We start from the raw sequence: 23,039 nt of genomic DNA, 5'->3' as shown, positions 1-23,039 counted from the left end.
GTCATGTCGACCCCCACGGTGCCCGCCCTCGTCGTCGCCGACCCCCGCCCCGCCGGGGCGCAGGACGGCGGCGTGCGGGTGACCGTGCAGCCCGGGGAGGACGTGCTGCTGCCCGCGGGCCTGCGGTTCGCGGAGGTTCGGGCGGGCCTCGCCGACCTGCTGCGCCGGCCCGAGCTGCGCCACGCCCCGCTGCGCGCCGACGGCATACCGGTGTCCGACGACGACGTCGTCGGGCGCCGTCCTCTCCTGCCCGGGGCCGTCCTCTGCCTCCTGGACGACTCTCGGCACGACGCCGGCCCGAGCGCACGCCCGGGTCCCGGGACCGGTGTGGGCACCGCGGCCCACCCGGAGGCCGCGGTCCTGGGCGGGCCGTGGCTCGCCGCCCGCGCCGACGGACCCCGGGCCGGGGTGACCGCCGTCCTCTCCCCCGGCGTCCTGACGGCTCTGCCCGACGACGCGGGTGCGCCGTCCGGGACCGGCGTCGTGGTGCGCGTGGACCCGCGGCGGGCGGACCGGGTCACCGTACGGCTCGCGGCCCGGCGCCTCGCCGCGACAGCGCCCCGGGCCACGCCCGGCGCCACGCCCCATGCCACGCCCACTGCCACGCCGTCGCGGACCGCCGGGAGGACCCGCGCGACGCGCCCGACCGTGCGGCTCGTCCGCCCCTCGCCCTCCGCCCGACGGCGCCCACGGGCGGTGCGACGGCTGCCGCGCCGCTGGCGGGCGGACTCCACGCTCGAGGTGACGGGGCCGAGCGGCACGCGCTCGTGGACGCTGCACCGCTCGGGATCGGTGGCGACGTGGCTCGACGCCGACCCCCGTCGCACCGACCCCGTCGAGGCGCCGTCGCCGGGGACCGGCGCGGGGATGCTCGCCACCGCCGCGCTGCCCGTGGTGGGGTCGCTGGTGCTCGCCGCGGTGCTGCGGCAGCCCGCCTACGCGCTGTTCTCCCTGCTCGGCCTCGCGACCCTCGTGCCCCAGCTCCTCGCCGCCCGGCGCCGGCGGCGCGTCGGGAGCGGCGCGCCTCCGGCGGGCGGGGGCGCGGCTGCGCAGGGGGGCACGGCGTCGGGCGACGCCGTGCCGCGCGTCGTCGGCACGGCGCCCGGACCCCTGCACGCGCGGCTGGTCGCGGCGCTCCAGGCGTCCGGCGGCGCCTGGGACGCCGCGTGCGCGCGGGCTGCGTCCCGCACTCACGGCGCGGGCACGACCCGCCCGGGCGCCGGGGCGGCGGTGCCCGGTCGCGGGGCCGGTCATGGGGCCGGTCATGGGGCCGTGGTCGACGGGGACCCGGGGCGAACGGGGGCCGCCGGGGTGGTGGCCGAGCTGGTCCCCGACGGCGCGATCGCCGTGACCGGGCCGCGTGCGGACGTGCTCGCCGCCGCGCGGTCGGTGGTCGCCGACCTCGCGGCGGCGGGCGCGTCGGTGGAGGTCGTCGGGGCGGTCGAGGCCTGGTCGTGGTGCCGCTGGCTCCCGCCCGCCGGGCCGCCGCTGCTCGTCGTCGACGCACCCGCCGGCCCCGATCTCGCCGACCTCGCCGCGCGTCGTGACCACGTCCTCGCGCGCGGCGGAGCCCTGCTGCTGTGCCTGCCCGACGGAGCGGCCGTGCCGTCGTGGTGCCGCACGACGTGGCGCGTGCGCGGCGGCAGGGTCCACCGCGCGGCTCCGGACGGCTCTGCCACCAGCGGGCCGCTCGTGGGCGTGGGCACCGCCTGGGCGGAGCAGCTCGCGCGGTGCGTCGCCGGCCTCGCAGGGCTGCGGCGGTCGATGGGGGCGCTGGACGCGGCCGGGGGCCCGGGCGAGGGGTCCACGCTCGGCGACGACGGCGACCCGACGGACCCGCGGCTCCCCACGGCCGTCGCGCTGGCCGACCTGCTCGACGAGCGGTCGGACCCCGGCGCCGCCTGGGACGCCCCCGGCGGCTGGGCGACGCCGCTCGGCCGCGACGCCGCCGGCCGCACCGTGACCTTCGACCTGGTCGCGGACGGGCCGCACCTGCTCGTGGCCGGGACGACGGGCGCGGGCAAGTCCGAGCTGCTGCAGTCCCTCGTGCTGGGGCTCGCGGCCCGTCGGTCGCCCCGCGACCTCGCGCTCGCGCTCGTCGACTTCAAGGGCGGGGCGTCCTTCGGCGCGTGCGGGCGCCTGCCGCACGTCGTCGGCCAGGTCACCGACCTGGACCCCGGCCTGGCGGGGCGCGCCCTGGCCGGCCTCCGGGCCGAGCTGCGCCGGCGCGAGCACGTCCTCGCCCGGCACAGCACGGCGGACCTCGCCGCCCTCCCTCCGGGCCTGCCCGACGCGCCGCCACGGCTGGTCGTGGTCGTGGACGAGTTCCGCGCCCTCGCCGACGACCTCCCCGACTTCCTGCCCGGCCTGCTGCGCGTGGCGGCGCAGGGACGCTCGCTGGGCGTGCACCTCGTGCTCGCGACGCAGCGGCCCGCGGGCGCCGTGAGCGCCGACGTGCGGGCCAACGTCTCCGCGCGGCTCGCCCTGCGGGTCGTGGACGCGGCCGACTCGCTCGACGTGGTCGAGACGCCCGCGGCGGCCCGGATCGTGCCGGGCGTGCCGGGACGTGCCGTCCTGCGCCGCGGAGCCGCGCCGCCGGTGGCGCTCCAGTGCGCCCACGCCGCGGGGCTCCCCACGCCGGCCGAGGGCCGGGTGTGTCGTGCGCCCGCCTGGGGGACGCCTCCTCCGGCCTCGGCGCCGGTGCCCGAGCCGTCCGAGCCGCCTCAGCCCTCCGAGCCGTCCGAGCACCAGCCGGGAGGGACCGCGTCCGCGCCCGCCGTCGACGCGGTCGTGGATGCCTGCGTGGACGCCGCCGCCGTGCGCGGTCTGCGCCCCGGAGCCGCGCCGTGGCTGCCCCCGCTGCCCGAGCAGGTCCGGCGGCGCGACGCCCCCGAGGCCGACGACGCCGGCTCCGGGGGCCTTCCCCTCGCGCTCGGCGACGACCCCGACCGCCAGCGCCGCACCCTCGTGCGCTGGGACCCCGACGCCGGGCACCTGGGCGTCGTGGGCCGCGCCCGCTCCGGGCGCACGACGGCGCTGCTGACGCTGGCGGGGGCGGCGCTGGAGGCGGGGTGGCACGTGCACGTGCTGGCGCCGGACGCCGCGCTGCCCCGGTTCGTCCCGCTCGAACGCCACCCCGGGCTCGGCACGCTCGCCGGCCCGGCGGCGCCGCGGCGGGCGGCCCGCCTGCTGCGGCTGCTGGCCGCCCGGGCACCGTCGCCGGGCCGGGTACCGGTGCCCACCTTGGTCGTGGTCGACGGCGTCGACGAGCTGCGCGCCGCGCTCAGCGGGCCGGACCCGTGGGACCCGCTGGTGCGGGCGCTGGCGGCCCCCGGCGTGGCCTTCGCGCTGGCGTCCGACGGCGCGACGCTCGGGGGCCTGGCCGCGCGCGTCGGTCCACGGCTGGTGCTGCTCGGCAGCGAGTCGCACGGCGACGTCGTCCTGGGCGCGCCGTCCGACCTGGCGGGCCGCGGCGGGCCCGCGGGACGCGGCGCGTGGCTCGCGCGCGAGCAGGTCCTGTGCCAGGTCCTCCGGCCGGACGAGCCTCCCCTCCCGGACGCCACGCCCGGTGGCCGCGCGGCGGGGCGGGAGGGCTCCGGGCCGGTGCGGGTCCTACCGCTGCCCGTGACCGTCGACGAGGCGGACCTGGCGCCGGCACCGGGGCTCCGGGCCCGGCACCTCGCGGCCGACCGTTCCGACGGTGCCTCCCTGCTCGTCCCGCTCGGGGTCGGGGGCGACGGCGCCGTCCCGGTCGCGCTCGACGTCGGCGAGGGCGCCCTGGTCACCGGTCCGCGCGGCAGCGGCCGCACCACGACGTTGCGCGTCGTCGTCCGGCGGCTGGTGCGGGCGGGACGGCTGGCCGGGGTGGTCTCCCGCGACCCCGCGCTGCGCCGGGACGCCGGCGACACCGCGGCGACCGCGCCGACGCCGACCGGGCTGGCGGCCTTGCTGGACGGGCTCCCCAACGGGGCTCCGGACAAGCCGTCGCACGGGCCGGCCGCCCCGCCAGGACGCACGGTCGACGATCGCGCGGACGGCTACGACTGGCTGGCCACGGGCGACCCGGGGGCCACGGCCGGCTCGCGGGGCACGGACGGCACCGACGGCATCGAGGGAACTGACGGCGGCACTGCCGGCAGCGTCGACACCGCGCGCACCGCCGCCGTCGGCCGGCGTCGCCGGGTGCTGGTGGTGGACGACCTGGACACCCTCGCCCAGCAGCACCCGCTCGAGGCCGAGCGGATCGCGGAGCTGGCCGAGGGCGGCGAGCTCGTGCTCGTGGCGTCGTCCAGCACGACGGGGACGGTGCTGGCGCAGCGGGGCGCGCTGGGCGAGCTCCGGGCCCGGCGCACGGGGGTGGTGCTGCACCCGGGTGAGCGCGGGGCCGACGACCTGCTGGGCGTGCCGCTCGCGGACGCCGCCGACCCGGGACCGCCGCGTGCGGGCCGTGGCGCGCTCGTGCAGGCGGGGCAGGTGCTGGCCGTGCAGGTGGCACGGCCGGGCGACGCCGCCCCGCGCGCCGCGGACTCAGCCCGACGTCGCCTCGACGACGCGGCGCGTCATGACGGCGACGAGGACGCCCGCGGCGACGACGAGCAACCCGAGGCCGGCGAGCACCACCCAGGCGACCCCCGAGGTCAGCAGGCTGACGCCGACGAGCCCCTGCATGATCTGCCACACCACGATCGGCGCACGGCCGCCGTGACGCCCCTCCCACAGCGCGCGGCACGACCCGACCAGCAGCCAGGCGAGCCCCAGGAAGAAGAGCACGAGGAAGACGCTCACGGCTACGCTGTTGGAGGCGCCACGGACCAGCTCGACCCCGACCATCCCGGCGGCGCCCACGAGGAGCACGGCCTCGATCACGACTCCCACCGCGACGACCTTGAGGCCCGGCGGGCGGGAGCCCTCCGGAACGCCGTCGGCGCCGGACGAGGGGGTGACAGGAGCGCGCATGACACGTCAGAATACGTGCGACCTGCAGTTTCACAACAGTGTGATGAAGCACTCACGCTTCATGCAGGAGAAACTTTCACGTAACCCCTTGTGCGGCGCTTCACGAGGTGTGACGCTGGACGGCAGATCAACCCCCCACCCACCGGACCCGGTTTGGCGCGCCCGCAGGCGCCCTCTGACGAACCAGGTCCCCCTGCACCGAGGAGATGACATGGACTGGCGCCACAAGGCCGCCTGCCTCGACGAGGACCCTGAGCTCTTCTTCCCCATCGGCAACACCGGCCCCGCGCTCCTGCAGATCGAGGAGGCCAAGGCCGTCTGCCGTCGCTGCGACGTCGTGGACACGTGCCTGAAGTGGGCCATCGAGTCCGGCCAGGACGCCGGCGTCTGGGGCGGCATGAGCGAGGACGAGCGCCGCGCGCTCAAGCGCCGCACCGCGCGCGCCCGTCGCGCCGGCTGACGACCCGGCCGAGACGACGAGGGGACGGACCGCACCTGGTGCGGTCCGTCCCCTCTTTGTCTCCGAGGACCGTGCCCCTCGACGCGACCTCCGGCCGCGGCGTGCCTACCGCGGCGACTGACCGTCGCGCAGCTCCAGCTTCAGCACCACCTGGGTGCCGCCGCCCTCGCGCGCCTCCCAGTCGATGGTGCCGCCCAGCTCATTCGTCACGAGCGTCTGCACGATCTGCGAGCCCAGCCCGCTGCGCGACGCACGCCCCAGCGTGGCGATGCCCTCGGGCATCCCCACGCCGTCGTCGGCGACGACCACGCGCATCGACGCGCCGTCACGCTGCACGTCGATCTCGACGTTGCCCGACTCGCGGCCGGGGAACCCGTGCTCGACGGCGTTCGTCACCAGCTCGGTCAGCACCAGCGCGAGCGGCGTGGCGTCCTGCGCGGGCACCATGCCGAACGACCCGCTCTGCCGGGTGCGCACCTGCGTGCGCGTCGACGCGACGTCGGCCGCCAGGCGCAGGGCACGGCTCAGCATGTCGTCGAGCTCGACGTGCTCGTCGAGCGTCTGCGACAGCGACTCGTGCACCATCGAGATGGTCGCGACCCGGCGCATCGCCTCCTCCAGCGCGGCCCGGGCCTCGGGCACGTCCATCCGGCGGGCCTGCAGCCGCAGCAGCGCGGCCACGGTGGCGAGGTTGTTCTTCACCCGGTGGTGGATCTCGCGGATCGTCGCGTCCTTGGTCATGAGCTCGCGCTCACGACGGCGCAGCTCGGACACGTCGCGGCACAGGAGCACCGCGCCGATGCGCTGCCCGTGGTCCGTGAGCGGCAGCGCCCGCAGCGACAGCGCCACCCCCTTGGCCTCGATGTCGGTGCGCCACGGCGCACGGCCCATGACGACCAGCGGCAGCGACTCGTCCACCGTGTCCTGGTGCTGCACGATGTCGGCGGTCACCTCGACCAGCGACTGCCCGACGAGCGGCCCGATGACCCCGAGCCGGTGGAAGCAGGACAGCGCGTTCGGGCTGGCGTAGAGCACCTCGCCCTCGGAGTTGAGCCGGATCAGCCCGTCGCCGACCCGCGGCGCGCCGCGGCGGGGACCGGTGGCGGCGTTCGTGGCGGGGTACTCGCCGCGCGCGATCATCGCGAGGATGTCGTCGGCCGACTCCACGTAGTTGAGCTCGAGCCGGCTGGGCGTGCGCCCGGAGCCGAGGTTGGTCTGCCGCGCGACGACGGCGATCGCCCGGCCCTCGTGCACCACCGGCACCGCCTCCTCGCGGACGGCGTAGGCGCCGAACCACCGCGGCTCCCGGGAGCGCTGCGCGCGCACCTCGGTCATGGCGGCCGCGAGCTGCGGGCGCTGCCCGTCGGGCGCGAACGACCCCACGATGTCGTCGTAGTGCACGGTGGCCCCGGTGGACGGGCGGCACTGGGCGAGGGCGACGAACCCGTCGTCGGACGTGGGGAGCCACAGCACCAGGTCGGCGAAGGCGAGGTCTGACACGAGCTGCCAGTCGCCCACGAGAAGGTGCAGCCACTCGGCGTCCGACTCGGAGAGGTCGGCGTTCTGGGCGATGAGGTCACTCATGGCGGACACGCCCACCAGCCTACGGGCGCCCCGGCGCCGCTCCTGCGTCGGTAGGGTGACCTCGTGCACCTGACCGTGGAGCTGACGTACGCGGCGGACGCGGACGCCGTCGTCGCGATGCTCGCCGACGAGTCGTTCATCCGCTGGCGGGCCCTGCGCGGCCCGGGCGGCCGCGTCGAGCAGGCGGAGGTGACCGGCAGCCCGTCCGAGGGCTTCACCATCGCCGTGCGGCGCACCCTGCCGACCGACCTCATCCCCGCGCAGGCGCGGCCGTTCGTCGGCGACCAGCTGGAGGTGCGGCAGGCAGAGGTGTGGGAGGCACCTTCCGGCGACCTGCGCACCGGGACCATCGCCGTCGAGATCGCAGGCGCCCCCGTGCGGGTCACCGGGACGGTACGCCTCGAGGCGACGGCGGACGGCGGCACGCGCCAGGTGTACGACGGCGAGGTACGCGCCACCGTGCCGCTGTTCGGCGCCGCGGTGGCCGAGGCCGCCGCCCGGGCGGTCCGGTCGACGCTCGAGGCCGAGGGCGCGGCCGGCCAGGAGTGGCTCGCGGCACCGCCCGCAGCGGGTGAAGACCGGTAACGATCCGGACACGCCCCCGCGTCGCACCGCTCTGACCTGCGACGACGCGGAGCCTTGCGTCACAGAACGGCATCGACGCCCCCGGCGGGCTTGACTTTCCTCATCGCGGACGGCGAGCATCATCCTGGCTGTGGGAGCGCTACCACCATGGAGGTGGGAGCGCTACCAATCTTCCATCTCGTATGCCCGACCCAGACAAGGGAGTCACCGTGCTCAGCAGCACCCGACCCACCCGCCGAAACCGCCGCGTCGCTGCGGCGACCGCCGGCGTCGCGACCCTCGCTCTCGCCCTGACCGCCTGCGGCGGTTCGGACGAGGGCGGCGACGACACCGCCTCCGGTGACGAGAAGATCACCCTCACCGTCGCCACCTTCAACCAGTTCGGCTACACCGACGAGCTCCTCGCCTCCTACACCGAGGAGCACCCGAACGTCACGGTGAAGCAGGTCACCGCCGCGACGTCCGAGGACGCGCGCAACAACCTCACGACCAAGCTCGCCGCCGGCGGCGAGGGCCTCGCCGACATCGAGGGCATCGAGGTCGACTGGCTGCCCGAGCTCATGCAGTACCCCGACCTGTTCGAGGACCTGGGCGACCCGGCCCTCGACGGCCGCTGGGTGGACTGGAAGGTCCAGCAGGCCACCACGCCCGACGGCAAGCTCATCGGCTACGGCACCGACATCGGCCCGGAGGCCATCTGCTACCGCGCCGACCTCTTCGAGAAGGCCGGCCTGCCGACCGACCGCGAGAAGGTCGCCGAGGCCCTCGGTGGCGACGACGCGACGTGGCAGGACTACTTCGACCTCGGCAAGAAGTTCGTCGCCAAGTCGGACTCGGCCTGGTTCGACGGCGCCGTGCCGACCTACCAGGGCATGGTGAACCAGCTCGAGGGCGCCTACGAGGACCCCGCGACCGGTGAGCCCAAGGACCTGGCGACCAACCAGGAGATCAAGGACCTGTACGACCAGGTCCTCGCCGCCTCGGTCGACGACGAGCTGTCCGCCGGCCTCGAGCAGTGGGGCGACGACTGGACCGCCGGCTTCCAGAACAACGCCTGGGCCACCATGCTCTGCCCGCCGTGGATGACCGCGTCCATCGAGCAGAACGCCGGCGGCGTCGAGGGCTGGGACGTCGCGGACGTCTTCCCCGGCGGTGGCGGTAACTGGGGCGGCTCGTTCCTCACGGTGCCCTCCTCGGGCGACAACGCGGCGGCGGCCAAGGAGCTCGCAGCGTGGCTGACCTCGCCGGAGGTCCAGACGCAGGCGTACGAGAACGCCAACACGTTCCCGTCGCAGCTCGACGCCCAGGCGTCCGACGCGGTGCAGAACTCGACGAACGACTTCTTCAACGACGCCCCGGTCGGCCCGATCTTCTCGGCCCGCGCCCAGGCGATCGAGGGTGCGCCGTTCAAGGGCAAGAACTACTTCGCGATCCACACGGCCGTGCAGAACGCGCTGAACCGCGTGGACCTCAACGGTGACGACCCGGAGAAGAGCTGGCAGGGCGCCCTCGACGAGTACGCCTCGCTCGGTCTCTGACCCTCTGACCAGTCCCTGACCCCCGCCGTACCGCCGGTCGGGCCCGCCGAGACAGGATCTCGGCGGGCCCGACCGGCGGGCGGCGGACCGGCGAGCACAGGAAGCAGCAGATGGCCGTCCTCTCCCCCACCCAGCCCACCCACCGACGCGGTGCGGCCGGGCCACGCCCTCCCCGACGTGTCGGGTTCTCCCAGCGCCTCGGCCGCTGGGACGTGAAGGTCTCCCCGTACCTCTACATCTCGCCGTTCTTCCTGCTCTTCGCGCTCACCGGCCTGTTCCCGCTGGGGTACACGGCGTTCGTGTCCCTGCACGAGTGGAACCTGCTCGGCGGCCAGGGCGACTTCACGGGGTTCGAGAACTACTCCGCCGTGCTGGCGCAGCCCCTGTTCTGGAAGTCCCTGGTCAACACGTTCTCGATCTTCGTCTTCTCGAGCATCCCGCAGGTGATCCTCGCGATCACCATCGCGGCGCTGCTCGACCAGAACCTGCGCGCCGCCACCTTCTGGCGGATGGGCGTGCTGATCCCCTACGTCGTTGCGCCCGTCGCGGTCTCGATGATCTTCGGCCGGCTGTTCGCCGACGACTACGGCCTCATCAACGAGCTGCTCGGGCTCGTCGGCATCGATCCCATCGGCTGGCACACCGACCGCGTCGCCAGCCACGTCGCGATCGCCAGCATGGTGAACTTCCGCTGGACCGGCTACAACGCGCTGATCTTCCTCGCCGCCATGCAGGCCGTGCCGCGCGAGCTCTACGAGGCCGCGGTCATCGACGGCGCCGGGCGTGCACGGCAGTTCTTCTCCATCACCGTGCCGCAGATCCGCGCCACCATCATCTTCGTGGTCATCACCTCCACGATCGGTGGCCTGCAGATCTTCGACGAGGTCCGCATGTACGACCCGAAGGGCCTCGGCGGGCCTGACCAGGACTGGATGACCACGGTCGTCTACCTGTACGACGTCGCATGGGGCAACCAGAAGAACCTCGGCCGGGCGTCCGCCGTCGCCCTGCTCCTCTTCCTGCTGATCGTCCTCATCGGCATGATCAACTTCCTCATCACGCAGCGGATCGCGACCTCCGGCCCGAAGCAGGCCAAGGTGAGCCGACGGCAGACTCGTCGCCTCCTGGCGGAGGCCCGTGCCGCGCAGGCTCCCGCGTCGGCCGCCCCCGAGGGCCGGGGCCCGGCCGCCGGGCCGCCGCCCACGTTCCCCCCGACCACCTCGACCACCGACCGGGAGGACCGCCGATGAGCTCCGTCGCCGTCACCGCCCAGACCGCCGGCCCGGGCGCGGCCCGCGCGGCCGCCAAGCGCCGCAACGGGAGCTCGCGAGCCGCCCGGACGGCCCAGCGCAGGCCCGGCCGTGTCACCTACGTGCTGCTCGGGATCACGCTGCTGATCTCGATCTTCCCGCTGTACTTCACGCTGCTCCTCGGGTCCTCCGACCCGGTGACGATCGCGAAGAACGCGGTGCCGCAGTGGCTGCCGGACTCAAGCCTCTTCCAGCAGTTCTCCGCCGTGATCGAGTCCACCAGGATCAACTTCTGGAAGGCGCTGACGAACTCTCTGATCGTCTCGGTGCTGACCTCGCTGTCCGTGGTGCTGTTCTCCACGCTCGCCGGCTACTCGTTCGCCAAGCTGCGGTTCCGGGGCCGCGGCCCGCTGCTGGTCTTCGTCATCGCGACGATGGCGGTGCCGACGCAGCTCGGCGTCATCCCGATGTACATCCTCATGACGGACCTGGGCTGGATCGGCAAGCTCCAGGCCGTCATCGTGCCGGCGCTCGTCACCGCGTTCGGCGTCTTCTGGATGACCCAGTACCTGTCCGAGGCGCTGCCCTACGAGCTCATCGAGGCGGCCCGCGTGGACGGCGCGTCGATGATCCGGACGTTCTGGTCGGTGGCCCTGCCGGCCGCCCGCCCGGCCGCCGCGATGCTGGGCCTGTTCACGTTCGTGCAGCAGTGGACGAACTTCTTCTGGCCGTCCATCGTGCTGAACAGCGAGAACCCGACGCTGCCGCTCGTCGTGCAGTCCCTGCAGGCCAACTTCTTCGTGGACTACTCGCTCGTCATGGCGGGCATCTTCCTCGTGACGCTGCCGCTGCTGGTGATCTTCGCCTTCGTCGGCAAGCAGCTCGTCGCGGGCATCATGGCCGGCGCCGTGAAGGGCTGAGCCCCTCCGTCGCCCCGGTTCGACGTCACGCCCCCGCAGCCGCGCCGCCGTGCGGCTGCGGGGGCCCACCACCGATGGAAAGATCCGAATTCATGACCCTCCCCACCCCCGGCGCGCGCCGGGCGGCCCCCGGCGTCGCCGTGCCGTTCGCGCCCAGCACCCCGCTCCCGAGCTCCCCGCACGCCACGGGGGCGGTCACGTTCCCCGACGGCTTCCTGTGGGGCACGGCCACGGCCGCCTTCCAGATCGAGGGCGCGTCCACCGAGGGTGGCCGCGAGGACTCCGTCTGGGACACGTTCTGCCGCATCCCGGGCGCCGTCGTGAACGGTGACGACGGGTCGGTCGCCGACGACCACTACCACCGCTACCGCGAGGACGTCGCGCTCATGCGGCAGATGAACCTCGACGCGTACCGGTTCTCGACGTCGTGGGCCCGGGTGGTCCCCGACGGGAAGACGGTCAACCAGGAGGGCCTGGACTTCTACTCCCGGCTGGTCGACGAGCTGCTCGGCGCCGACATCCTGCCCTGGCTGACGCTCTACCACTGGGACCTGCCCCAGGCGCTGGAGGACCTGGGCGGCTGGCCGAACCGGGACACCGCCTCCCGCTTCGTCGACTACGCGGTGACGATGCACGAGGCGCTCGGCGACCGGGTGAAGGTCTGGACGACGCTCAACGAGCCGTGGTGCTCCGCGTTCCTCGGCTACACGGCCGGCGCGCACGCGCCCGGGCGCAAGTCCCCGGCGGACGGTCTCGCCGCGGCCCACCACCTCATGCTCGCCCACGGCCGCGCCGTGCAGGCGCTGCGCGAGCGCGACCCGGAGGCGGTGCTCGGCCTCACCCTCAACTTCACCGTCTCCGACCCGGTCGACCCCACCGACCCGGCGGACGTCGACGTCGCGCGCCGCGACGACGGCATGTTCAACCGCATCTTCCTCGACCCGATCCTGCGCGGCACCTACCCGCAGGACCTGCTCGACGACGTCGCGCACCTCGGCTTCGCCGACGTCGTGCACGACGGCGACCTCGAGGTGATCTCCACGCCGATCGACGTGCTCGGCGTCAACTACTACAACGGCGGCGCGGTCTCGGCCCGGCCGCAGGGCGCCGCCGGCGAGAGCCCGGCGGGCACGGCCGACCCGGGCGGCGAGCGCGTCGATGCCGCGGTGTGGGAGACCCGCTCCCCCAACCCGGTGCCCGACGGCATCCACCACCACAGCCGGGGCCTGCCCCTCACGGACATGGGCTGGGAGGTGCAGCCGGAGGGCCTCACCCGCCTGCTGACCCGGCTGCAGGACGACTACACCGGCCCGCGCGGCACCTCGCTGTACGTCACGGAGAACGGCGCCGCGTACCCCGACGTGGTGCAGGCCGACGGGAGCGTCGACGACCCCGACCGTCTCGCCTTCGTCGACGCGCACCTGCGCGCCGTCCGGGACGCGATCGACGCCGGCGCGGACGTGCGCGGCTACTTCGCCTGGTCGCTGCTCGACAACTTCGAGTGGGCCCTCGGCTACACCAAGCGCTTCGGCCTCGTGCACGTCGACTACGACACGCAGGAGCGCACCGTGAAGTCCTCCGGGCGCTGGTACGCCGAGGTCGCGCGCACCGGCGTCGTGCCGGCACGCGACGGCGCGGACGCAGAGTAGTCTCCCGCAGGTGGTCATCGAGCATGCCAGCCCGACGCTGGACGACGTCGCCCGGGCCGCGGGGGTCTCGCGGTCCACGGCTTCGCGCGCCATCAACGGTGGCGACCGGGTCTCGCCCGAGGCGCAGACCGCCGTCGACGACGCCGTCGCCCGGCTCGGGTACGCCCCGAACCGGGCGGCCCGCTCGCTGGTCACCCGGCGCACCGACTCGATCGCCCTCGTGGTGCCCGAGCCCGACGCGCGCATCCTCACCGACCCGTTCCTCGCGGGGGTGCTGCGCGGCGTCAGCGAGGGGCTGACCGGCACGGAGCTGCAGCTCGTGCTGCTGCTCGCGCGCCCGGGCGAGCCGCCGGGCCACATCGCCCGGTACCTGCGGTCGGGGCACGTGGACGGCGTCATCGTGGCGTCGCACCACAAGGAGGACCAGCTCGAGTCCGAGCTGATGCGCTCGCACCTGCCCTCGGTGTTCGTGGGGCGGCCGTTCGACACCGAGTCGCTGCACTTCGTCGACGTGGACAACGCCTCGGGCGGCCGCACCGCCACGCAGCGCCTCGTGAACCGCGGCTGCACCCGCATCGCCACGATCACCGGCCCGCTGGACATGACCGCGGCGGTCGACCGGCACGACGCCTGGCAGCACACCCTCGAGGACGCCGGCCTGCCGGCCGTCGCGGTGGCGAACGGCGACTTCACGGTGGCCGGCGGAGCGTCGGCGATGGAGCGGATCCTGGCGGAGCACCCCGACGTGGACGGCGTCTTCGCGGCGTCGGACCTCATGGCCACGGGAGCGCTGCAGGTGCTGCGCGAGTCGGGCCGGAGGGTGCCCGACGACGTCGCGCTGGTCGGCTTCGACGCCCTCGGCGCGGAGCGGACGACGCCGCGCCTGACGACGGTGCTGCAGCCCGTGGTCGAGATGGTCACGGCCGCGACCGCGACGCTCCTCGACGTCCTCGGTGGGTCCGACGTGCCCGCCGAGCCGCAGATCTTCGTGCCGCGGCTCATCGAGGGCGAATCGGCGTAGCCGTCGATACCGTGCACGGGAGCCCGGCCGCAGCGGCCGGACCGCACCGGACGGAGGCGGCAATGAGCGACACCCCCACGGTCCAGACGTTCACCACCACCCTGCTCGCGACCGGCGGCAACAACGTCGGGCTCCCCGTGCCCGACGACGTCGTCGCGGCGTTCGGGCGCGGCAGGCGCGTGCCCGTCGTCGTGACGGTCGACGGCGGCTACACCTACCGCACCACCGTCTCGTCGATGGGCGGCCGCTTCCTGGTCTCGTTCAACGCGGAGACCCGTGCGGCCACCGGCCGTGGCGCCGGCGACGAGGTCGGCGTGCGCCTGGAGCTCGACGACGCTCCCCGCACCGTCGAGACGCCGGCCGCCCTCGCGACCGCCCTCGCCGCCGACCCGGTGGCCGCCGCGGCCTGGGAGCGGCTGTCCCCGAGCCGGCAGAAGGCGCACGCGCTGAGCGTGGACGGCGCCAGGACGCAGGAGACGCGCGACCGTCGCGTCGCGAAGGTGCTGGAGGCGCTCGCCGGCTGACCGGAGGCCCCGGCCCGGGACGCACGACGGTGGCCCGTCAGAGTGCTCTGACGGGCCACCGTGGCGTGCCGGGCGCGAGCGGTCAGCCGCGCCGCGGGGTGTCGTCGTCCACGCCGACGGCCGTCTGCATGGCCTCGCGGTAGTCGGCGGCGAGCTGCGACGGGTTCTTGCCCAGCTGCGAGTTGCGGTAGCCGTACAGGAAGTAGATCGCGAAACCGAGCGCGAGCCACACGAGGAACCGCAGCCACGTCTCGACGTCCAGCTGCAGCATCAGCCACAGGCACAGCACGCCCGAGATGATCGGCAGCACCGGCGACCAGGGCACGCGGAAGTGGTCGGCGTGCGCCTCGCCGCCGCCGGCCTTGAGCTGGCGCCGGCGCAGGATCGGGATGCCGAAGCTCACCAGGACGAACGCCGACAGGGTGCCGATGTTCACCATGTTGCCGAGCACGTCGACGGAGAAGAAGCAGGTGACGATCACCAGCAGGACGGCGGAGCCGATCTGGATCGTCACCGGGGTGCCGCGCTTCTCCGACGTCTTCGACATGCCGCGGGGCAGCAGGCCGTCGCGGCTCATCGCGAAGACGATGCGGGTGAGGCCGAGCATGAGCACCATGACCACGGTCGTGAGGCCCACGAGGATGCCCACCGTGATGACCTGGGTGGCCCAGGTCGGGGCGTTCGGCTGCAGCTGGAACGCGGTGATGATGGTCGCCGACGCGCCGCCGTCGGGCGTGGCGTCGCGCAGCTGCTGCGGGGTGGCCATCCCGGACAGGGCGATCGAGACGGCGATGTAGAGGCCGGTGCAGATCGCGAGGCCGCCGAGGATGCCGCGCGGGACGTTCCGCCGCGGGTTCTTGGTCTCCTCCGCCGCGGTGGCGACGACGTCGAACCCGATGAAGGCGAAGAACACGGTGCCCGCGCCGGCGAGGATGCCCATCACGCCGCCCACGGAGAGCTCGGCGCCGGCCAACCAGGAGAAGAGGGTCTGCGTCATCGTGGTGCCGTGCGTCGTGGACTCGCCGAACGACTCCGGGCTCGGCACGAACGGGCTGAGGTTGGACGCGCTGAAGAACGCGAAGCCGACCACGATGATGAGCAGCACGATCGCGACCTTGATGGCCGTGAGCACGCCGGTGACGCGCGTCGAGAGCTTGGTGCCGACGGCGAGGAGGGTGGCGAGCACGACGATGAGGACGGCGGTGCCCCAGTCGAAGGAGACGCCCCCGAGGTGCACGGTGTTGTGGATGCCGGACGCGACCCCTTCGGAGTCCACCCCGCCCAGCCCGAAGACGTTGAGGAAGTTGTCGAAGTACAGGCCCCACGCCTTCGCGACGACCGACGCGGCGAAGAACATCTCCAGGATGAGGTCCCAGCCGATGATCCAGGCGAGCAGCTCGCCCATCGACGCGTACGAGAACGTGTACGCGGAGCCCGCCACGGGCATGTACGACGCGAACTCGGCGTAGCACAGGGCCGCCAGGGCGCACACGGTCCCGGCGATCACGAACGAGATGACGACCGACGGGCCGGTCTGCGTGGCCGACACCTGCGCGGCCTTCGAGAAGATGCCGGCGCCGATCACCACGGAGATCCCGAGGACGACGAGGTCCCAGGCCCCGAGGGTGCGCTTGAGCTGTCGCTGTGGCTCGTCCGACGCCGCGATCGTGGCTTCGATCGAGCGTCTCCGCATGAGCTGCATCGTTGGGCTCCTCACTGCAGTGGTCTGTACCACCGGGTCTCGGCGGCCGGGAGACCCTACACGACGGTACGACATCACTGAACGGGTCGTTCAGCGGGAGCGGTCACGGCGTGCCCGCACGACGGGGCGGTCGACGTCCCGCTCCGAGATCCACGCGTCCACGCGCTCCCACTGCTCGAACAGCCACAGCTCGCGGCCCTCCCCGTCCCGGGGCAGGTCGGCCGCGCGGGTAAGCCTGCCGCCCAGCACGATCTCCTTGTCCATGGGCAGCTCGCGCCAGATGTCGCGGGCGGTGACGAGCCGTTCGAGCCCGCTGTGGGCCACCACCAGGACGGCCGCGTCGGGCGCGATGGCGTCGAGCGCGGCCAGGAAGCCGCCCGCGTGCGGCACCATGACGTGCGGCATGCGCTCGGCCCGGTCCGCGAGGGCGTCCTTGCCGCGCTCCCGGAGCTCCGCGATCCGCCGGGCCCGCCGCTGGGGGGTGACGTTGCCGCCCTCGGGGAAGAGCACCAGCGCGCCGTCGGTCCCCAGCCCGGCGGCGATCCGGGCGATCGTCGCGGCGGCCCCGGGCCGGCCCGGTGCGCGCCGCGACGCCGGCGTGACGAAGGCGGCCGGCAGGCGGTTCAGCAGGACGTCGATCGCCGGGTCCCACTGCAGCGTGTCCTTGAGGACGACGGCGGGCGCGCGGCGTCCACGCCCCAGCAGGGTGTCGACGAGGATGAAGGAGTCGCCCGGGCCGGCGTGCCGGCTCAGCACGAGGAGGGGCACGTCGGGCAGGCTCGCGCCGGTCGGGGCCTCGACGACGATGCGCAGCCGCAGCGTCCAGCGGACCTGCCAGAACAGCACGGCCAGCGCGGCGCGCGCGACGGCGACGTGCGCGCGCTGCATGCCGGGCCGGTGCATCGCCAGGCCGAACCCCGACGCCACCCAGAGCGCGAACAGCACCACCACGGCCGCCGCGTCCCACAGCACGTAGAACGACAGCATCCACAGCAGGCGGAGCACCCGCAGCCTGCCGGGGAGCAGCCAGGTGAGCGCGGCGCCGACGACCAGGGCGAGCATGATCGACGTCGGCACCAGCAGCACCGCGAGCAGCACCACGAGCGGCGCCAGCACGATCCGGCGCACCCAGCGGGGCGGGGGCGCGATCACGACCGTCCCGCGGCGTCCGGCGGCACCGCCGGTGCCGGCCCGGGCGGCGGCGCGGCCGCGAGGTAGTCCCGCCCGGCGGCGTACGACCGCGCGATCCGCGCCGCGGTGGCGTCCATGCGCCGGAACGCGCCGATCTTCTCGTCCCCCGGCAGCGCGCCGCCGGTGGGCAGCACGTGCACGGTCGCGACCCGGCGGGCCTCTTCCAACTCCCGGAAGTACCGGTGCCGCCGCGCGATCTCGAAGCTCACGCGGGCGACGTCGGACGGCTTCGACGGCACGGTCAGCGGCTCCTCGACGCGGCCCACCTGCAGCACGTACACCGTGGTCGCGCCGCGCCGCACGGCCTCACCGAGGGGGATGGAGTTCACCATGCCGCCGTCGACGAAGTGCTCGCCGTCGATCTCGGTGGGCGGCAGCGCCCCGGGCACGCTCGCCGAGGCCAGCACGGCGTCGACGAGGGGCCCGGAGTCGAACCAGCGCTCGGCCGCGCGCTCGATGCTGGCCGCGACCACCACGAGCGGCACCCGCAGGTCCTCGAAGCTGGTGCGCTCCCCCAGCGTGCCGGCGATGAGCCGTCGCAGCGCGGCCGGGTCGTAGAGGTGCGTGCGTGACCGGGCGAGCCGCGTGAGCTGCCGGTACCAGGGCTCCCCGTAGACCTCGTCCGCCGTGGGCGACGCCCACGCCTCGCCGAGCCGGTCGACGACGGCGACGCTCGGGTCCGCGGCGACGGCGGCGCCGTTGATCGCGCCGATCGACGTGCCGACCACGAGGTCCGGAGCCAGGCCCGCCTCGAACAGCGCCTGCAGCATGCCGACCTGGACGGCGCCGCGCACGCCGCCGCCGCCGAGCACGAACGCCACCGTCATGGGCGCGATCGTGCCACGCCGGGATGGAGAGGGCACCCGCGCGAAGAGAGAACCCTCTTCCGCGAGATGGAGTATCTCTCTCTCGCGGAAGAGGGTTCTTCAGCTCGCGATCAGGCGTGCACGTGCCCGTAGCGGTGACGAGTGCGGCTGACGGCCTGCTCGCGCACGACGGCGAGCAGCTCGCGGCGGCCGCTGGCGACCACCGGCGCGTCGAGCACCGTGACGGTGCCCAGGCGGGTCGCGGCCGCCTCGCGCAGGCCGGGCGCGCGACCGATCACGCGGACGCGGCCGGCGACGCGGCCCGCTGCCACGGCGGCGGCGAAGTCCTCGTGGGACACCGGGGCCTCGTGGGGCACGCCCCAGCCGGAGTCGGTGTCCGGCACGACGACGGCCGGCACGCCCGCGCGCTTCGCGGCGGCGAGCACGCGCCGCACCTCGATCGGCAGGGCGCCGTCGCCGACGCGCACGGTGAGGCGGTCGATCGGCCGGTAGCGGAAGGTGTTCTCCTCCACGCTCAGGCCCGACTTGTCGTGCCCGACGCCGATCTCCGTGGCCCAGGCGGCCTCGTCCGACGCCTGCGCCGCGGCGAGCCAGCCCTCGGGGTCGGCGGTGCGCGACGGCACGCCGGGCGCGTCGGCCCACGCGCCGAGCTCGGCCACGTAGTTGGGTCCGCCGGCCTTGGCGCCCGGGCCCACCGCCGAGGCCTTCCAGCCGCCGAACGACTGCCGCTGCACGATGGCGCCCGTGATGTGCCGGTTGACGTACACGTTGCCCGCCTCGACCCGGTCGAGCCAGGTCGCGATCTCGTCGTCGTCGAGCGAGTGGATGCCCGCGGTGAGGCCGAAGTCCACCTGGTTCTGCAGGCGGATCGCCTCGTCGAGGTCCTTCGCGGTCATGATGCCGAGCACCGGGCCGAACACCTCGGTGAGGTGGAAGAACGACCCGGGCGCGACGCCGGCGCGCAGGCCCGGCGACCAGAGCCGGTCGGCCTCGATCCCGGCCGCCGCGGCCGCGTCGTCCAGGCGGCGCGGCCGCACCAGCCACGACTCGCCGGGCTCGAGGGTGGTGAGCGCGCGCAGCAGCTTGCCCTGGGCGGGCTCGGTGAGCGGCCCCATGACGGTGGACAGCTCGGTGGGCGATCCCACGGCGAGCGACTGGACGGCGTCGACGAGCTGCCGGCGGAACCGCTTGCCGGTCTCGGTGGTCGGGTCGCCGACGGAGCCCACGAGGATGACCAGCGAGGCGGCGGAGCACTTCTGCCCGGCGTGGCCGAAGGCGCTCTTGACGAGGTCGGAGACCGCGAGGTCGAGGTCCGCCGACGGCGTCACGACCAGCGCGTTCTTGCCCGACGTCTCCGCGAGCACGGGCCGCTCCGGCCGCCAGGAGGCGAACAGCTCGGCCGTCTCGATGGAGCCGGTGAGGATCACGCGGGCGACGTCGGGGTGCGTGACGAGGTGCCGGCCGAGGTCGCCGTCGGGCACCCGCAGGAACTGCACGACGTCGCGCGCCGTGCCCGGGTCGAGGCCGATCTCGGGCCCGACCTCGTCGAGCGCCGCGTGCACGGCCTCGATCGCCAGCTCGTAGCACCGGGGCGTGGTCGGGGCCGGCTTGGCGAGCACGGCGGACCCGGCCGCGAGCGCCGCGAGGGCGCCGCCCGTGGGGATGGCGACGGGGAAGTTCCACGGCGGGGTGACGAGGGTGACGCCGGCGGGGGTGAACGTGGCGCCGTCCACCTGCTCCAGGGCCTCGGCCATCGCCGCGTAGTAGTTGGCGAAGTCGATCGCCTCGCTGACCTCCGGGTCGGCCTCGGCGACGGTCTTGCCCGGCTCGTGCACCATCGCGGCGACGAGGTCGGTGCGGCGCGCCTCGAGCTCGGTGGCGGCGGCACGCAGCACGCGTGCGCGGTCCGTCGGCGCGACGGCGGCCCAGGCCTGCTGGGCGGCGACGGCGCGCGCGACGGCCTCGTCGATCTGGGGGGTGCTGGTGACCTCGGGCGCCTGGACCGGGACGTAGCCCGAGTCCGGCCCGACGACGGCGCGCGCCCAGGCGCGGTGGGCGGCCACGGCGGGGTCCGTGTCGACGGCGTTGCGGAACGGCTCCGCGGACGGGCAGCCGGTGGCCGTGGGCGCGGTGGCCCCGCCGGCGAACCGGTCCCGGCGGCGCGGCGCGACGTCCACGGCCTCGTAGTGCACGCCGTGCGTCACCGACGCCCGGAACGCGAGCTCCTGGCGCTCCATCGGCGTCGCCCGGACGCCGGCGGAGCCGGACGCGGGCGCGAAGGCGGCGTGCAGGAAGTTCTGCTCGGCGGCGTTCTCCTCGAGGCGGCGCACCAGGTAGGAGATGGCGACGTCGAAGTCCTCGTCGCGCACGACCGGCGTGTACAGGACGACGTGGCCGCCGTCCTTGGCCACCTCGTCGCGCACGAGCCGCGCCTCGATGGGAGCCATGCCCTGGAGCATCTCGATGTCGAGCCCCTCCGTGACGCCGCGGGCGCGGGCGAGCAGCACCGCGAGCGCCACGTGGAAGAGGTTGTGCGACGCGACGCCGAGGCGCACGGCGGCGGTGCGGTCGGCGTGCAGGTGGTGGTCGAGGATGCGCACGTAGTTGGCGTCCACGTCCGGCTTGGTGGGGTACGGCGCCTGCGCCCAGTCGTGCAGCTCGGCCTCGACGTGCTCCATCGCCAGGTTCGCGCCCTTGACCAGGCGCACCTTGATGCGCGCGCCGCCGGCGGCCACCCGCTTCTGGGCGAACTCGGTGAGCTCGTCGAGGGCGCCCATCGCGTCGGGGAGGTAGGCCTGGAGCACGATGCCGGCCTCGAGGTCGCGGAACTCCTCGCGGTCGAGCACCTGCGTGAACACCGCGGTGGTCAGCGCGAGGTCCTTGTACTCCTCCATGTCGAGGTTGAGGAAGACGCCGTGGTCGCGCGCGGCCCGGTACAGGGGCAGCAGGTGCTCGACGACGCGCTCGCGCGAGCCGTCCAGGTCCCAGGTGACGAGCTGCGCCGCGACGGACGACACCTTGACCGACACGTAGTCGACGTCGGGCCGGCGCACCAGGTCGATGGTGCGCTGCAGGCGGGCGGCGGCCTCGTCGTCGCCGAGCACCGCCTCGCCGAGCAGGTTGACGTTGAGGGTGTAGCCCTCGGCCCGGGTGCGGGCGAGGTGCTGGGTGAGTCCCTTGCCGGCGTCGGCCACGAGGTGGCCGACGAGCTGGCGCAGCCGCACCCGCGCGGCGGGGACGACGACGGACGGCAGCACGGGGGCGACGACGGCGCCCACCTTGAACAGGGTGCGGTCGACGGGGCCCAGGAAGGTGGCGGAGCCCGCGTCCCGGCCCAGGCGCGCGAGCGCGGTGGCGGCGACGCCCACGTCGTGCGGGCGGGCGACGTCGTCGACGAACCCGACGGCGAGCTCGAGCCCGGCCGGGTCGGAGACGAGCGAGCCGAGCCGCTCGGCCGTGGCGCGCGTCCGGCGGTCGGCGCGGGTGGTCGACCCACCGCCCTGCGGGGTGGCGCCGGAGGCGACCGCGATCCAGTGATGGGCGAGGGCGACGGCGTCCTCGACGAGGGCTTCGGCGCCCTGCTGGCCTGCGACGGTGTCGGCGCTGAGCGCGGCGGGAGGGGTGGCGCCGCCGCGCGCCGGAACGGAGGTACTCATCCCCCCAGGGTGCGCCCTCGCGCCGGGGCCCGTCTTGTACGATCGGGCGCGCGATGGGCGCAGATTCCGACAACACCACCGGCACCTCGGCCGACACCCCGGGGCGCACCCCGGGCGACGCCGCTGCCGACCGCGCCGAGCCGCCCCCGGCCGTGCCCGGCACGGCCGCCCTCATGGCCGCCCTGTCCCCCGTGATGGTGGACCTCATGGACGAGCTCTCCGACGTCATGTTCTGCGCGAAGGACGCCGACGGCCGGTACCTCGCCGTCAACCAGGTGTTCGTGCGCCGCACCAACGAGCGCTCGCGCCGCCAGGTGCTGGGCCGCCGCGCCGTCGACCTCTTCGTGCCGGAGCTGGCGGAGCGCTACGAGGCGCAGGACGCCGAGGTGCTCCGCACGGGCCGGCCGCTGCGCAACGAGCTGGAGCTCATCCGCCGCGTGGGGGGCACGCCGGGCTGGTTCCTCACGGCGAAGCTGCCCGTGCGCGACGCCGACGGTCGCGTCGTCGGCCTGGTCTCCGTGTCCCAGGACCTGCGCTCGGGCGACGCCGACGACGCGACGATGGACGCCATGGCCCGCCTGGTGGCCGCCGTCGAGCGGCACCTCGACGCCTCCCCGGGCGGCCCGCTGTCGGTGGCCGACCTGGCGCGCCTGTCGGGCAGCACGCCCGCCGTCCTGGACCGCCGGGTGCGCAAGGTCTTCGGCCTCTCCCCGCGCCAGCTCGTGCTGCGCACCCGCGTGGACCGGGCGGCGCACCTGCTGACGTCCACCGCGACCCCGCTGGCCGAGGTCGCGGCGGCCGCCGGCTTCTACGACCAGCCGTCGTTCACGCGCACGTTCGCGCGGCTCACGGGCGAGACGCCGTCGTCGTTCCGGCGCCGCGCCCGCGCCGCGGCGGATCAGCGGCCGACCTGAGAGGTACACCATGCAGTTCGTCAGGGAGTTCGTGACGCGGGTGCCCGGGGTGCCGATCATCGTGGTGCTGGCCCTGAGCGGAGCCGGGCTCGTCGTGTCCCTCCCGGCCCTGTTCGAGCCCCATGACCGGCGCCACGAGCTCACGACGCTGCTGCTCGCCGCGATCTTCGTCGCGTCGTGGGCCCTGGCGCTGCTGAAGAAGCACAGGAGCGGCCGCCCCTCCGGCGGTTGAGCCTGTCGAAACCCCGGCGCGGTCTCGACA

The 23,039-nt window shown here is 74.7% G+C and carries 16 protein-coding genes; 11 read left to right on the top strand and 5 right to left on the bottom strand.

Going from position 1 to position 23,039, the window contains the following annotated elements; translation table 11 throughout:
* Positions 1–3: 3 nt before the first annotated feature.
* Complete coding sequence (locus ACH436_RS08540) at positions 4–5,040, top strand: FtsK/SpoIIIE domain-containing protein (protein ID WP_430559763.1); 5,037 nt, start codon at positions 4–6, stop codon at positions 5,038–5,040.
* A 127-nt stretch (positions 5,041–5,167) separates the two neighbouring features.
* The gene (locus ACH436_RS08535) at positions 5,168–5,416 is read left to right on the top strand and encodes a WhiB family transcriptional regulator (RefSeq protein ID WP_166849954.1); all 249 of its coding nucleotides are present in this window, start codon (positions 5,168–5,170) and stop codon (positions 5,414–5,416) included.
* Between the two features lie 105 nt (positions 5,417–5,521).
* Here the strand turns inward: ACH436_RS08535 and ACH436_RS08530 are convergent, their stop codons facing one another.
* Positions 5,522–7,000 (bottom strand): sensor histidine kinase, encoded by a 1,479-nt coding sequence (locus ACH436_RS08530; protein WP_430559887.1) that lies wholly within the window; start codon positions 6,998–7,000, stop codon positions 5,522–5,524.
* A gap of 63 nt (positions 7,001–7,063) precedes the next feature.
* Here ACH436_RS08530 and ACH436_RS08525 point away from each other — a divergent pair, with 63 nt between their 5' ends.
* The 7 genes from ACH436_RS08525 (at position 7,064) to ACH436_RS08495 (ending at position 14,487) form a co-directional block, all read left to right on the top strand.
* The gene (locus ACH436_RS08525; protein ID WP_430559762.1) at positions 7,064–7,585 is read left to right on the top strand and encodes a DUF2505 domain-containing protein; all 522 of its coding nucleotides are present in this window, start codon (positions 7,064–7,066) and stop codon (positions 7,583–7,585) included.
* Positions 7,586–7,767: 182 nt separating this feature from the next.
* Positions 7,768–9,123 (top strand): ABC transporter substrate-binding protein, encoded by a 1,356-nt coding sequence (locus ACH436_RS08520; RefSeq protein WP_430559761.1) that lies wholly within the window; start codon positions 7,768–7,770, stop codon positions 9,121–9,123.
* 110 nt (positions 9,124–9,233) lie between these two features.
* Positions 9,234–10,373, top strand: a complete 1,140-nt coding sequence (locus ACH436_RS08515; RefSeq protein WP_430559760.1) for a carbohydrate ABC transporter permease — start codon at positions 9,234–9,236, stop codon at positions 10,371–10,373.
* Entirely contained in the window at positions 10,370–11,293 is a 924-nt protein-coding gene (locus tag ACH436_RS08510) for a carbohydrate ABC transporter permease (protein WP_430559759.1), read from the top strand. The genes ACH436_RS08515 and ACH436_RS08510 overlap by 4 nt, the downstream gene beginning before the upstream one ends.
* A gap of 92 nt (positions 11,294–11,385) precedes the next feature.
* Positions 11,386–12,942, top strand: coding sequence for a glycoside hydrolase family 1 protein (locus tag ACH436_RS08505; RefSeq protein WP_430559758.1), 1,557 nt, complete (start codon positions 11,386–11,388; stop codon positions 12,940–12,942).
* Between the two features lie 10 nt (positions 12,943–12,952).
* Positions 12,953–13,963, top strand: coding sequence for a LacI family DNA-binding transcriptional regulator (locus tag ACH436_RS08500; protein ID WP_430559757.1), 1,011 nt, complete (start codon positions 12,953–12,955; stop codon positions 13,961–13,963).
* 62 nt (positions 13,964–14,025) lie between these two features.
* Positions 14,026–14,487, top strand: a complete 462-nt coding sequence (locus ACH436_RS08495; RefSeq protein ID WP_430559756.1) for a YdeI/OmpD-associated family protein — start codon at positions 14,026–14,028, stop codon at positions 14,485–14,487.
* Positions 14,488–14,569: 82 nt separating this feature from the next.
* On the opposite strand, the gene ACH436_RS08490 is transcribed toward ACH436_RS08495, so the two are convergent.
* From ACH436_RS08490 to ACH436_RS08475, 4 genes are all read right to left on the bottom strand, one after another.
* Entirely contained in the window at positions 14,570–16,189 is a 1,620-nt protein-coding gene (locus tag ACH436_RS08490; protein WP_430559755.1) for an APC family permease, read from the bottom strand.
* Positions 16,190–16,279: 90 nt separating this feature from the next.
* The gene (locus tag ACH436_RS08485; RefSeq protein ID WP_430559754.1) at positions 16,280–17,341 is read right to left on the bottom strand and encodes a 1-acyl-sn-glycerol-3-phosphate acyltransferase; all 1,062 of its coding nucleotides are present in this window, start codon (positions 17,339–17,341) and stop codon (positions 16,280–16,282) included.
* Positions 17,338–18,207: a patatin-like phospholipase family protein gene (locus ACH436_RS08480; protein ID WP_430559753.1), complete on the bottom strand. Its 870-nt coding sequence runs from the start codon at positions 18,205–18,207 to the stop codon at positions 17,338–17,340. Before ACH436_RS08480 ends, ACH436_RS08485 begins: the two co-directional genes overlap by 4 nt.
* Positions 18,208–18,317: 110 nt before the next feature.
* Positions 18,318–21,863: a proline dehydrogenase family protein gene (locus ACH436_RS08475; protein WP_430559752.1), complete on the bottom strand. Its 3,546-nt coding sequence runs from the start codon at positions 21,861–21,863 to the stop codon at positions 18,318–18,320.
* Positions 21,864–21,916: 53 nt separating this feature from the next.
* On the opposite strand from ACH436_RS08475, the gene ACH436_RS08470 reads away from it, so the two are divergent.
* Positions 21,917–22,777, top strand: a complete 861-nt coding sequence (locus tag ACH436_RS08470; protein ID WP_430559751.1) for a helix-turn-helix domain-containing protein — start codon at positions 21,917–21,919, stop codon at positions 22,775–22,777.
* A gap of 10 nt (positions 22,778–22,787) precedes the next feature.
* Positions 22,788–23,009: a hypothetical protein gene (locus ACH436_RS08465; protein ID WP_430559750.1), complete on the top strand. Its 222-nt coding sequence runs from the start codon at positions 22,788–22,790 to the stop codon at positions 23,007–23,009.
* Positions 23,010–23,039: the final 30 nt, after the last annotated feature.

It is taken from the genome of Isoptericola sp. NPDC019693 (assembly GCF_044389085.1).
In the GTDB taxonomy this organism is placed as follows: Bacteria; Actinomycetota; Actinomycetes; order Actinomycetales; family Cellulomonadaceae; genus Isoptericola.
This window is presented reverse-complemented; position numbering and strand designations above follow the sequence as displayed.

Excerpts from the sequence above, each read along its gene's own strand:
- ACH436_RS08465 (WP_430559750.1), top strand. The coding sequence starts at position 22,788 with ATGCAGTTCGTCAGGGAGTTCGTGACGCGGGTGCCCGGGGTGCCGATC.
- ACH436_RS08530 (WP_430559887.1), bottom strand. The coding sequence starts at position 7,000 with ATGAGTGACCTCATCGCCCAGAACGCCGACCTCTCCGAGTCGGACGCC.
- ACH436_RS08475 (WP_430559752.1), bottom strand. The coding sequence starts at position 21,863 with ATGAGTACCTCCGTTCCGGCGCGCGGCGGCGCCACCCCTCCCGCCGCG.
- ACH436_RS08480 (WP_430559753.1), bottom strand. The coding sequence starts at position 18,207 with ATGACGGTGGCGTTCGTGCTCGGCGGCGGCGGCGTGCGCGGCGCCGTC.
- ACH436_RS08490 (WP_430559755.1), bottom strand. The coding sequence starts at position 16,189 with ATGCAGCTCATGCGGAGACGCTCGATCGAAGCCACGATCGCGGCGTCG.
- ACH436_RS08495 (WP_430559756.1), top strand. The coding sequence starts at position 14,026 with ATGAGCGACACCCCCACGGTCCAGACGTTCACCACCACCCTGCTCGCG.
- ACH436_RS08510 (WP_430559759.1), top strand. The coding sequence starts at position 10,370 with ATGAGCTCCGTCGCCGTCACCGCCCAGACCGCCGGCCCGGGCGCGGCC.
- ACH436_RS08515 (WP_430559760.1), top strand. The coding sequence starts at position 9,234 with ATGGCCGTCCTCTCCCCCACCCAGCCCACCCACCGACGCGGTGCGGCC.
- ACH436_RS08520 (WP_430559761.1), top strand. The coding sequence starts at position 7,768 with ATGCCCGACCCAGACAAGGGAGTCACCGTGCTCAGCAGCACCCGACCC.
- ACH436_RS08470 (WP_430559751.1), top strand. The coding sequence starts at position 21,917 with ATGGGCGCAGATTCCGACAACACCACCGGCACCTCGGCCGACACCCCG.
- ACH436_RS08505 (WP_430559758.1), top strand. The coding sequence starts at position 11,386 with ATGACCCTCCCCACCCCCGGCGCGCGCCGGGCGGCCCCCGGCGTCGCC.
- ACH436_RS08535 (WP_166849954.1), top strand. The coding sequence starts at position 5,168 with ATGGACTGGCGCCACAAGGCCGCCTGCCTCGACGAGGACCCTGAGCTC.
- ACH436_RS08540 (WP_430559763.1), top strand. The coding sequence starts at position 4 with ATGTCGACCCCCACGGTGCCCGCCCTCGTCGTCGCCGACCCCCGCCCC.